The sequence below is a fragment of the Paenibacillus tundrae genome, assembly GCF_036884255.1.
In the GTDB taxonomy this organism is placed as follows: domain Bacteria; phylum Bacillota; class Bacilli; order Paenibacillales; family Paenibacillaceae; genus Paenibacillus.
On record NZ_CP145605.1, the window covers coordinates 990853 to 1004103 of the forward strand.

At 45.4% G+C, this 13251-nt stretch carries 6 protein-coding genes; 5 read left to right on the forward strand and 1 reads right to left on the reverse strand.

Annotated features, from left to right (window positions below):
* The first annotated feature begins 345 nt into the window (after positions 1 to 345).
* From V6W81_RS04350 to V6W81_RS04360, 3 genes are all read left to right on the forward strand, one after another.
* Positions 346 to 3051, forward strand: a complete 2706-nt coding sequence (locus tag V6W81_RS04350; RefSeq protein ID WP_338541730.1) for a glycoside hydrolase family 3 C-terminal domain-containing protein — start codon at positions 346 to 348, stop codon at positions 3049 to 3051.
* Positions 3052 to 3172: 121 nt separating this feature from the next.
* Positions 3173 to 4699, forward strand: coding sequence for a glycoside hydrolase family 30 protein (locus tag V6W81_RS04355; protein WP_338541731.1), 1527 nt, complete (start codon positions 3173 to 3175; stop codon positions 4697 to 4699).
* A 111-nt stretch (positions 4700 to 4810) separates the two neighbouring features.
* Positions 4811 to 5251 carry an acetyltransferase gene (locus V6W81_RS04360; protein ID WP_338541732.1) on the forward strand — a complete coding sequence of 147 codons (441 nt, stop codon included), beginning with the start codon at positions 4811 to 4813 and terminating at the stop codon, positions 5249 to 5251.
* A 248-nt stretch (positions 5252 to 5499) separates the two neighbouring features.
* On the opposite strand, the gene V6W81_RS04365 is transcribed toward V6W81_RS04360, so the two are convergent.
* Positions 5500 to 6288 (reverse strand): formate/nitrite transporter family protein, encoded by a 789-nt coding sequence (locus tag V6W81_RS04365; protein ID WP_056695170.1) that lies wholly within the window; start codon positions 6286 to 6288, stop codon positions 5500 to 5502.
* A 319-nt stretch (positions 6289 to 6607) separates the two neighbouring features.
* Between V6W81_RS04365 and V6W81_RS04370 the strand changes: the two genes are divergently transcribed.
* Positions 6608 to 9091, forward strand: coding sequence for an S-layer homology domain-containing protein (locus tag V6W81_RS04370; protein ID WP_338541733.1), 2484 nt, complete (start codon positions 6608 to 6610; stop codon positions 9089 to 9091).
* Between the two features lie 33 nt (positions 9092 to 9124).
* Complete coding sequence (locus V6W81_RS04375; protein ID WP_338541734.1) at positions 9125 to 13210, forward strand: S-layer homology domain-containing protein; 4086 nt, start codon at positions 9125 to 9127, stop codon at positions 13208 to 13210.
* Positions 13211 to 13251 lie beyond the last annotated feature (41 nt).

The window sequence follows — 13251 nt, forward strand, 5'->3', positions numbered from 1 at the left end:
AAGACTGTTTTTAAAAGTGAATATTTTGTACAAAAGTTGTTACGGAAATGTAATTAATTCGCTTTCTTTTATTGTTAAGTGTATTTAAAACCGCATGATGCATAAGAACTAGGAGCCGTTTATCCAGCCTATTTCCATATTTAAGGGGATGCAATCTCGTCGTGGGTCAGCTATCGTAAGAAAGCGAAATCGCTCGCTTGCTTGTAAGCGGTGGTTTCTGAACGTAAGATGCAAGGCTTACCTGAATGCTTGAAGAGCTGGACACACGCCAGTCTGCATTCCCTTGTATACATGTATTCAAGCGTGTAGACAAGACAAATGATCAAGAGAGAAGGAGAGCGCAACATGAACAGAAGATTCAATCTAATTTTCCTCAAACGGTGGTTTATGGTGTTAATCATCGTGGCGGTTGCGGCTATGCCGTTACACGCCTTCGCCGCAGAATCTGGAGCAGACCGCCCATGGATGAACACATCCTTATCTGCGGAGGAACGTACCGAACTGCTACTTCAAGCGATGACGCTAGAAGAGAAGGTTGGTTTTGTGACAGGTAAAGTCAATAACTATTATGGTTTCTATAATGATGGGCTGGAGCGTCTAGGAATCCCTGCACTACAGATGGCTGATGGACCAGCAGGTGTGAGGGTAGCGAACCCGGATGTTCAGGATAAAAAGTCCACGGCATTGCCTGCGCCGATTGCTCTGGCAGCATCTTGGGATACAGATCTAGCTAAGAAATACGGTGATCTGATCGGACAAGAGGCTCATGATACTACACACAATGTAGTGCTTGGCCCTGGGCTGGATATTGCACGTACACCATGGGGCTCTCGTAACTTCGAATCACTGGGTGAGGATCCGTTGCTGGCTTCTGGTATGGGAGCAGCGTATGTAAACGGAATTCAGAGCAATCCTGTGATCGCGACAGCGAAACATTATCTTCTGAACAATCAGGAGACGGAGCGCTTTACCACCAACGCAACAGCAAGTGAGCGTGCGATTCAAGAGGTGTATGCACGACCGTTCAAGGCTGTGGTAGAACAAGCCGATCTAGGATCAGCGATGTGTTCATTTAACCAGGTGAATGGTACATATGCTTGTGAGAACCAAGAGCTGCTGACGAACATACTGAAGGATCAGATTGGTTTCAAAGGCTTCGTGATGAGTGATTATGGTGCCAACTTCAGTACGGTAGAATCCGCCAATGCTGGACTCGATCTGGAGACACCAGGTGAGCCGTACGGTAAATGGGGAAGTAAGCTACTGGAGGCCGTGAACAAAGGCGAGGTCAGCGAACAAACCATTGATGAAAAGGTTAGACGTATTTTGCTTCAAATGTTCGATAAAGGGCTGTTCGATAAGCCTGTAACGAATACAACAATCAATGCGAAGGCAGATGGAGCGAAAGCTCGTCAGTTTGCAGAAGAGAGTATGGTTTTGCTGCAAAATAATGATAATATGTTGCCACTCTCCGATAATAAGCTGAACTCCATTGCTGTAATCGGCCCGGATGCAGATACAGCATCTGCAGCTGGAGGCGGTAGCAGTCTGGTTAACCCAACGTATACCGTGAGCCCATTGGAAGGCATTCGTAAACGTGCCGGAAAAGATGTTGATGTGAAGTATGCAGCGGGAACAGACCCTGTCTCGGCAGGGGATGCATTTAACGGCCCATCTGCGGTACCGTCTGCAATTTTGTCTCCAGCTAATGCTCAGAAGAGTGAGCAGAACTACGGAACAGATCAAGCAGAATTCGGCCTTCATGCTGAATATTGGACGAATAAAGATATGGAAGGTGACCCTGAACTTGTTCGCACAGACAATCAGGTCAATATGAATCTTGGATTTTACAACTATGAAGGCTTCAATGCACAGTCTTCTAAACTTCCAGTGACACCGACCAAGTTTAACAGCAAAATGTCTGCTCGCTGGACAGGTGCAATCACAGCACCAACAACAGGCGAATATCAGCTATCTCTAACGAGCCTAGGCTCTGCTAAATTGTATGTGGATGATCAGCTTCTTGTGGACAATCAGGGTGCAACTCTAAGCACAACCAAGAAGGGTATTACCTTGCAAGAAGGAGAATCCCATAATATTCGTATTGAATATCGCACGGATTTCCCAGTACAGTCGAATCATGATATGGGAGCGCAGGTTCGTTTTGGCTGGGAAGCACCGGAAGACGCAGTGGATGCCAAAATGGAAAAGGCCGTTGAACTGGCTAAAAAATCTGACGTAGCGGTTGTCGTGACACGTACGTATGACAGTGAGGGTTACGTAGACCGTTCCGATCTGGAACTGCCTAACAATCAGGAGCAGTTGATCCGCAAGGTTGCGGCAGCCAATCCGAAGACGATTGTAGTACAGATGAGTGGACGAGCTGTAGAGATGGATTCTTGGCAAAAAGAAGTGCCATCCATTGTACAAGCTTGGTATGCTGGTCAGGAACAAGGAAATGCTGTTGCTAGGGTATTGTTCGGGGATGTGAATCCTTCAGGTAAGCTACCTGTAACGTTCCCTGCCGATGACGAACAAACGCCAGTATCAACTGCAGAGCAGTTCCCTGGTGTCAACGGAGTAGGTAACTATTCGGAGGGAATCTTTGTAGGGTACAAAGGATACGAAAAGCAAGGCCTATCACCAACATTTGCGTTCGGTCATGGTCTGTCATATACAAGCTTTGATTACCGCAATCTGCATGTGAAGAATAGTGGCAAGGGAGAGGGCGCAACGGTAGAAGTGGCTCTCAACTTACGCAATACAGGCAAACGTTCGGGTGCCGAAGTGGTTCAAGTATACGTAGGTAATCTGCCAACAAAAGTGGAGACACCAGCCAAACAGCTTGCTGGTTGGGCGAAGGTAGATCTCAAGGCGGGTAAACAACAGCGTGTAAACATCAAGCTGGATCGCAGCGCCTTATCTTATTGGGATGAGAAGTCGAATGAATGGATCATGCCTAAAGGTAAAGTATCGATCTATGTCGGTAGCGCTTCGGATGATGTCCGTCTGACAGGTAGTGTGAATATCGGAAGTCCTTCCGGTAAATAGAAGGAATAGATATATTAGTCGTGGCCTTAGGGCCGCGGCTTTTTCTACAATAAGATCTAACAATCCTAGCTGCAAGATGAGTGAAGAATTTCGAGTAGATAGGATAAGGAGTGTGAATAAGATGAAAAGAGTGCTCCTACGGAACAAGCTTAGCGGCCGAATGAGGGTTGTTATCGTATTTGCCATATGCCTTATAATACTGCTGCTGCTGTGGCTTGTGTTACGTAGCGTCAGTGAAGAACCCGTCCCTCCACCTGCCGAACAGACGCATGCCGAGGTGGAAGCTTGGTTAACTACAGGAGATCAGCAACACTTGCTTGCCCCGCAGCAGCCGATTCCGTTAGTTCAAAGTGAAAGAAATAGCTCATCCCCACTGGAAGCCACAATCACGATTAATCCTGAAAAGACATATCAAACCATGGATGGGTTTGGGGCAGCCATGACAGGGTCGTCAGCACATCTTATGAACCAACTCCCACAAGAAAAGCGGGAACAATTGCTTCGTGATTTGTTTACCTCTGAGGGACTAAATCTAGATATAGTCAGACATACCATCGGAGCTTCCGATTATTCGGTGGATGCATCCGGTGCGCCTGCAAGCTATACCTATGATGATGTGGAATCAGGAACAGATTATACCATGGAACATTTCTCGATTGATCAGGATCGGGAGGTGGTAGATATACTGCAACAGGTGACCCGATTGAAGCCACATATGAAAATCATGGGTACACCCTGGACAGCACCGGCATGGATGAAATATGGCGAGAAGACCTTACATGGCTGGTACTTGAATTATGAAGATCCGCAAGTGTATGAAGCCTATGCACAATATTTTGTGAGATATATTCAAGCCTACCAAGACAAAGGGCTGTCCATCTACGGGATTACACTCCAGAATGAACCTGGATTCACCTCTCCGAATTATCCCAGTATGAGTATGGGGGCTGAAGAACAGGCACATTTTATACTTGATTACCTCGGGCCGGCACTGAAAAAGGCAGAGCTAGACACCCGAATCATTGCGTATGATCATAATTGGGATGAAGGTGTAGAGTACACCAATCAAGTTCTAGGGGATAAGCAGGCTGCGACTTATATTGATGGCTCGGCTTTTCATTGTTACGCCGGTGATCCTTCTGCCATGTCGGAGGTGCATGATCGTTTTCCGGACAAGTCCATTTATTTTACGGAATGCAGTGGTGGAGACTGGAGCCCTGATTTTGGCGAAAACCTGAGCTGGCAAATGTCCAACCTTATGATTGGTGCACCGCGAAACTGGGCACAAAGTGTGTTGCTCTGGAACATCGCTTTAGATCCGCAAGGAGGACCAACCAATGGCGGTTGTGAGAACTGCCGCGGGGTCGTAACCATTGATCCTGAAAGTGGAAAAATAGATAAAAATGTGGAGTATTATGCATTAGGGCATATCAGTAAGTTTGTACGCCCTGGAGCAGTAAGAGTGGATTCCAATCAGGAGCAAGGCAAGCTTGAGCATGTTGCTTTTCGCAATCCGGATGGCACGATGGTATTGGTTGCGGCTAATACGGGGGAGGAAGATGCCTCGTTCAAAGTGGTGGTGGATGGAGCAGAATTTCACTACAACTTGCCTGCGAAATCGGCCGTAACATTCCGCTGGAAGACATAACCGCGAGTGGAAAGCTGCATTAAGATTGGATTACTCAGGTACTGGATGTATGCTGAGAATGTTACAATAATACACAAACAATAGTTTAGTCGTATTGGGGTGTATTCAAGGATGGTTATCGTTTCATACCGTGAACAAGATCATGAGCAGCTGATACAGATCTGGGAGAGAGCTGTTCGAGCAACACATACGTTTTTGGAAGAGCATGACATTCAGTTCTATCGAAATATGGTAGGTGAAATACTGGAGCAACGGCAAGTTGAGGTATGGGAAGCGCTAGATATGGAGCAACAACCTGTCGGCTTTATCGGGTTACAAAACAACTTTATTGAGATGTTATTCGTCGATCCAAGTCAGCATGGACAGGGCGTAGGACGTCTTCTGATCGAACATACCATCGAACTCAAAGGACACCACCTCAAGGTGGATGTTAATGAACAGAATGCTGGAGCAGCTCAATTCTATAAGAAAATGGGGTTTGTACAGATTGGGCGCTCTGAACTCGATGGATCTGGCAATCCGTTCCCGCTGCTGCATCTGGAGATTTCATAAACAAGCCGGCACATTGACCAAGAAAGAGAAAGTGATCTATGAGGGTAAAGACATTCTGAAGTTGGATCGGGCGGGTAAGTGGATAATATAAAAATGCGGGAAACTAAAAACCATCTCAAATCGTGAATGAGATGGTTTTTTGCTGTTTTTTTAGTTCAAATGCTTAACGATCTTACACGTCCTTGAACACTTGTCTGGCTTACATGAGGAAGCAACCTATGTCTGTGTTACGGGGTTAGGTCATTGTGTTAATGTGTCTCCTCATCTAAAAATGGTTTGTTCACGGTGTAATACATAAAGCCCATTAAGAATACACCGCCGACCAGATTGCCCAGTGTAACCGGAACCAGATTGTGGAGTACGCCTCCGAACGAAATTGTCCCCGGATGATTCAGCACCAGAGCAATCGCAAAAGTACACATGTTAGCTATGCTATGTTCATAGCCCGAGATGAAGAAACAGAAGACAAAGAGCATCATGGCGAACATTTTGGCGCCGTTCTCTTTCATAAACATTGGGACGAAGAACGCTAGACATACCAGCCAGTTACATAGAATACCTCGGAAGAACAGCTGCATCGTGGGAGCTTCCATTTTATGTTCAACCACACTGAGCAGGAAGCCATTAACTTGAGCTGAATCAAACAAACCGGTGAGATAGATTAATAGGGCAAATACTGCGGCTCCCATGAGGTTCCCACTGTAACTTGCAATCCATAGCTTCACCACTTCAAGCCAGCGTAGCTTCTTGCGTAGTGCAGCATACGTGTAGTAGAACGTATTGCCTGTAAACAGGTCACCACCACCGTAGGCAATCAGAATGATGGCTGCTCCGAACGTGATTGCCGCCATTGGGTATGTAAACGGGGATTGTTCCATATAGAAGAAATTCCCTGTCTTAAATGCTACGATTACCCCAAACCCGATGAACATACTGGCCAGCATCGAGCGTGCGATATAGCGCATTAAGCTTTGTTTGAAAATCTTGTGTTTCTTCAAGGCCAAACTCTCAACATTACGTAAACCTTCCGTTTCCATAATCATCCTCCAATGACTAAGTTGTGTGAATTCATAAACTTACCAATCTCGCCAAGTTCTTTCCATTATAACGAATTTTTAGATAGAGGCACGTTATTTCAAAAAAAGAATATTTTCTAAATCTGAATTTATTTCAGACCCATTATTAATAAAAAAAATAAACCCTGCATCCATCTTCAATGTTAAATGAAACTTCGGAAAATCCCGTTGGAGAAGCTCCTTTAAATTGGAACTACTGTTAGCATTTCTGTTCAGAATTTGTTCAGAACATCCTGATAAGCTATGTGCCGAAAACGAGTTTCTTTGGGAGGAAACGTACATGAATCAGGATTGGAAAAAAGTGTTGCTGACTTCGGTTATAGTGGGCATGCTGTCGAGTACTCAACTCGCTAATGCAGCAGATCTAACAGGGGGAGCACAGGGTCAGACAACGTCGGTTTTTACCGATCAAACGGATATTCGTTCCACTTCGCTGCAAGCGGTGCAGGAAGCGGTTAATAAAGGGTTAATTTCAGGCTATCCGGATGGGTCATTTCATCCAAGCCAGCATTTGACTCGTAGAGAGATGGCTGTATTGTTAGCCAAAGCATCACAGCTAACCATTCAAGAAACATTGAACACTGGGGTCAAAAATTCAGATTGGGCTGCGCCTTACATTGAAGCCATCCAAAAAGCAGGATGGATGACTGGAGATAAATCCGGGAACTTCCGTGCCAATGATCCAATTCGCCGGGAAGAGCTTGCATCAATTTTGGTAAGAGTCACAGGAACACAAGGTGCCAAAGGCGGCCAAAAACAGACGCTTTCGGACGAAGCTACAGTGAGTGGTTGGGCCAAAGAACAGGTACATACAGCGTTGAAGCTGGGCTTGTTGGATTCAAGTGAAGGTAAGTTCGAATCCAAGGCTTATGTGGAACGACAAGACATTGCCAAAGTTTTGGTAGACGTATTTCAGACGGGAGAGCGGACAGCCTCGTTAACAAAATTAGACGGCGATGTTGCCTATGTTGATGGACGTCCTTTCGTCATTAGCAAGGAATTGCAGAGCATTTTGAATGAGAAAAACCAAGCAGCACTACAGAACGCTGTCATTAAGTATGACGCACACACACGTAATCTATCTTCGGTGTCAGAGATTCAGGTTACCCAGGCAGGTACGGCTAAAGATTCAATCACTTTGGATCTGAAAGGAACCTCCTATCAAGGAACGGTTTCCGTGTCAGCAGATCATGTTGTTTTGAAAGCCGATACATTGTCCCAAGTTGTTCTGAAACCAGGTGTAGCCTCAATCACGATTGATGGTGATATCGATGCCGTGACGGTAGATACAACAGACAAAGTGACTGTTCTCGGAACTGGCACGTGGAAAGAAATTGTGCTGAAAGATGTGAAGTCTCTAATTCAACTGCCTACGAGTGTAAAAACGGGCAAAGTTACGCTTCCACAAGGTGGAGTAGCCTCACAGATCATTCGTAATACGCCTTCTACGAATACTCCATCCAGCAGTCAGGGGACAAGTACTGCGAGTGCAGGTTCGTCAGGTTCATCAGGCGGTTCGCCATCTCCATCACCAACGCCGGTACCACAACCGCAGCCAGAACCACAACCAGAACCACAACCAAAACCAGAACCGCAGCCAGAGCCGCAACCGGAACCGGAACCACCTGTTGTTGTACCTCCGACTCCGGAAAATCAATTGCCTGTTGTCAAAGCCCCTATTACGGATAGAACGGTGGTTGTGGGAAGTCTTGTACAACAGATCGATCTTACGACTGTATTTTCCGATCCGGATGAGGATGAATTGAGTTATGAAATTACGGAGATCAATCAGGGCATCGCTAGTGCAAGTATCCAGGGTTCAACATTAGGAATTTCACCTATATCAGAGGGGGCTACAGCGGTTAAGGTAGAAGCTACGGATGGCAAAGGAGGTAGTGTAACGGCATCTTTTAATTACGTGGTTACGCCGGTTCTCTTACCACCAATGCCGCCGATTCCACCATTCCCGCCATTTCCAACGTTCCCACCCATCATTATACCTCCATTCCCTAACTTCCCACCTCATGTGTTAAAAACACTGGACACGGTGAATGTTGATTTGGGTACAGTGAGTAAACCGATTCAATTGGCGGGTGTGTTTGGTGATATAAACGGAGATGCCCTCACGTATACGGCAGAGTCATCTGATCCGTCAGTAGTAGAGACGAGTGTGCAGGGAGATACGTTGACGTTAAATTTCAAGGATAAAGCTGGTTCAGCGACGATTACAGTGAGAGCTACCGACCCTACTCTTCTCAGCACGCAGACTACATTTACGGTTAATGTGGCAGATCCGGATGCGGGTAAGGGGCTGTTTATTTCAGAGGTTGTATGGGGAGATGGGGAAACTCAAGCAATTGAACTATATAATCCGACTTCGAAAGCAATTGACCTATCCAGTTATTCTATTAAACGTAGTGATGGTGGAGATCCAATTGAATTTGCAAATGGGACGACGATTCAACCTTATAACACATTGGTTATTGCAGATAACTCTACAGGTTTCCCAATAGACGAGGACGATCAATACTATATCTCTTTTAACGTAGATCAGCAGAGCCTTCAAGAGTTTGTCCTACAGCTCTATCAAAATGGTCAGGACAACCCTCTGGATACTGCCATGATGAAACCAGCTCAATCGATTACAAGAACAACCGGCGTTGTCCATGGGAATACATCCTATGATGCAACCCAATGGGTTGAACAAGGTGCGAACCAATATGATGGTCTAGGCAACTATACTTCATCAACTCCTACCCCATAATACAGATAGACTACATTTTGAAGGAGTACCCCTATGTCCAAAATAAGCAGAATTGTACAGCTCACCTTGATCGCAGTATTACTTTCCAACGCTGTACCCGTATCTGCACAATATGATAAGTCAGTGACGCAGGCTATGTCTGCGTCTGGCGTATCAACGGTTGCGCAAGATTCCAACAACACGAAGTTGAGCGATGCAATGAGTAGGGCAGTATCGATGGGGATCATTAAAGGTGACCCTAACGGAGATATTCGGGCGAACGATCGGATTACTCGCCAAGAATTGGCGGTTGTATTGGCTCAATCGCTTGGGTTAACGATAAATAAACAAGCATCAGCACCTTTTGCCGATGTCCCATCTAATAGCTGGTCAGCACCGTATATTCAAGCGGTTAAGCAGGCTGGACTTTTACAGGGGGATGCTAAAGGGAGTTACCACCCAACAGCGCCGATTACGGGGCAGGAGCTTATAACGGTCCTGGTGAGAGCAACTTCTATTGCTGAAAAGGAAGCTCAGAAGGACCCTCTTTCCTCGGATTGGAAAGGGGCAAGTTCATGGGCGATTCCGTATATTCAGACGGCGGAGAAGGAGGATCTTCTAAGCGAGTATCACGGAGATATTAAAGTTAAACAAGGACTTGTTCGAAGCGAAGCTGTCGGAATGTTGCTGTCAGCTATGTTTCCAGAAATACGACTATCTGTTGTTCAGTCCATTCATGGAAATCAGATTCAGATCAATGGAGTCACCTATCAAGCCTCTGAGCAAGTGGCCGGTCTTCTGAATGAAGGTAATAAGGCGATGTTGAACCAAGCTGGAATAAAGTTCATGAGCCATAAGCGAACCATTACTGAAATTAATGAACTGGAGATCAGAACGGGTGGCTTAGAAGCGGCCGAAGGTAAGCCGGAATTCAGTAATAATTTGTTGTTGAATGGTAACGGAGCTGTATTGAATGGGAACTTGACGATTAAGGCAGACTTCACTTCAGTACAGGGACTTACGGTAAAAGGTAAGCTGACAATTGCCCCTGAGATGGAGCATGATTTTTACGCCCAGAATATTAAAGTAGAACAGTCCGTGTTAGTTCATGGTGGTGATCCCAATACGGTTGTATTTGATAACTCCGTTCTGAACACTGTAGGAATTAACAAAACCGATGTGCATGTTGCGCTAACAGGAAATACCAGTGCTCAAGAGGTGAGTGTGGAATCCAATAGTACGGTTGATATTGCAGCAACCGCAACGCTTCCGCTGTTAACGATTGTTGAAGGGACGAGCCAGGTAGAGCTGAAAGGAGCTATCGGTACGGTTGTTCTGGATTCAACGAAGCCTTTGCAACTGAATGGTAACGTTGCGATCCAACAACTTAAAGTAGAGGGGACGGGTGCAATAAGCTTGAATACGGCAGGTACCGTCCAACAGCTTCAAGTTAACAATCCAGCTTCCCAAATTAATATAGCTGGCAATGTAAAGGTGTCTGATGTTTCTTTGGCTACGGGAGTAACTTCATCAGCAGTAAGTGGAAATACAGGAACAACCACAACTACAACACCAACATCGTCTTCTTCTGGAGGAACAAGTGGAGCTGGCACTGGCAGTAGCGGCAGTGGTGGTGGCAGTGAATCGCCTCCCGTTGTGGCGAATCGTTCGCCTGAACTAATCAAGCCATTCGAAAATCGTAAATTGACGGGCAATGGGCAGGCGGCAACGTTAAACCTTAACGAATATGTGACCGACCCGGATGGTGACGTGATATCGTATACTGTTAGCTCATCCAAATCGTCCGTTGCCAAGGTTGTGCTTACGGGAACTCAATTAAGTATTGTTCCATTAGAGCATGGCATGGCTACAATTACGATTGCATCGAATGATGGTCGAGGCAAAAGATTAAGATCCACATTTGAGGTTAGCGTAAACGCATCACCTTTGGCATCACCTATTCCAGATCAAGAACTTCATGCTGAATCAGACAGCGATAATTTGGATCTTAGTATCTATTTCATGGATGATGAGAAAAAAGAATCAGAGCTGCTGTACAGTGTAATCAACACGGACACAGACATCGTTGGTACAGAAGTGAACGGCACGATATTGAAATTAACACCCAAAAAGGTAGGGGAAACTGTACTTAAAGTTAAAGTGGATGATCAGCAGGTTGCCGATGACGGCAGTACAGGTGTTACAGAAGTGGATCTGAGAATTGTTGTTCTGCCACATATTAACCGTGAACCTGTAGGCGCAATTCCTGCAAAAGTTAATGTATACCTAGGGGATGTAATCCCTGGAACAAACTTAAATGAGCATTATACAGACCCAGACGGTGATTCTTTGACGTATACGGCATCTTCTTCCAACCCAGATGGCCTTGCTGTTGAAGAGAATGCGGGTGTATTGAACTTATCTGCACTCCAAATCGGAACCTACACCGTTTCCTACACCGTGAGTGATGGTAATGGAGGAATCGTGAATGGAGCATTCGAGGTAGAGGTGTTGTCCATACCGAATCAGCCTCCAGTTCTGACAGATAGCCCACCCAAGCAGTTTCTTGTTCTTGGAAAAAACGATCAGATCATTGAATTGTCTAACTATTTCATAGATCCAGAGGGCGAAGCATTGAACTACGTTGCATCCTTGGACAATCCCGATGATGTATCTATGCTGGAACCAAGCGTAACGAACAATATGTTGACTCTACGTGCAATTCAGGCTGGTACAACAAAGATTAAAATTGTTGCAAGTGATCCTCAAGGACAAGAGGCTGTATCGTATATTGACGTAGAGGTGGTCGAAGCGGGAAATATTGCCACCATTCCAGATCAAACAATAACATGGCCTTGGACTACTCTGGATATGGATCTTGCTCCATACCTATCGGGCTTTGATACAAGTACCTTGTCAGTCAATGCTATAACACTAAATGAAAATATTGCTACCGTTTCTACTGGTGGTTTACAGGTTGAGATTGCCCCTGTTGCGGAAGGGAATACGAAGGTATTGTTCATGCTGCATGATCAAAGCGGGCGAAGTGAACAAGCACTCGTAGAACTGGTCGTACAAGGGGAACACGCTAGCTCTAACACGGTACCTGAGGTTGTAAGTACCATTTACGACCAAGTCTTAACGCCGAATGTAACGAATGAGCGCACATTTGATTTAGGGCAGTTGTTCAGTGATCCAGACGGGGATTCATTACAATTCAAGATTAGCAACAGTTCGAATGAAGCGGTGGATGCTAATATTAATGGTAGTATGCTGACGCTGAAACCAGGAACAGGGAATACGGTTGCTCCATTGACAGTGACTGCGGATGATGGAAAAGGTGGGAAGGTAGATTACACCTTTAATGTTCGTACCGCTACTCTGGTAAACAGTGGTGTCATACAGGTTAGCACCAAGTCTGGTATAAGAGATCCGCTGACCTTTGCAGCATCCAATTGGTTTCCCGGTCAATCGAGTTTCCAACTATACAGCGGTACGGCATACTCGACCTTTACAGGACCAGATATTATTACTTCTTCTCAAATTCCTTTAACCGTATCTCCGCTATTATTCTGGATTATCGGTAATGATGGCCGAGCAGTAGTGGTTCAGGTGAACTCGACAACTCAAGGAACGCCAGAGCTATTTTTCTCGCAATATGTGGATGCAGGAGCTGAGAAGGTTGTTGTGCAAGTGCACTACACTGGAGGTGGCGACCCGTCCCTCAAAGCGTCAGGGTATCAGTTAGAGGTGCATCAATGGATGAACCAAACCTCCACGAAGAGTATAGTTACAAAGAATTTGTTTGATATTAATGCTAATGTACCTGGGGTATATGTTAATGAGACATATTACGATTTTATGGATGAAACTCACTTTGGATATGTTAATGATTTCCTTTATTTATATAATCCTATTAATCCGAATGAGTACAATGTCGTTGCACTGGTTCTCAAAAAGGATGGACGAGTTGTGGATGTATTAGGTGACCCCGATTCACATGATAGATTTATGCCTGCTGGAGGAACTATTGTTCGCAAAGGTGGTATCTATACAGGTTCACAGCAGTTCTCGTTAACGGGTGAATGGAATGAGTTTCCGAAAGGAACTATACAGTATATCGGTTACCACAATCCGTAGGATTGCGATCAATTACAAGGGATAGTGGCAAGTCGTTCGAA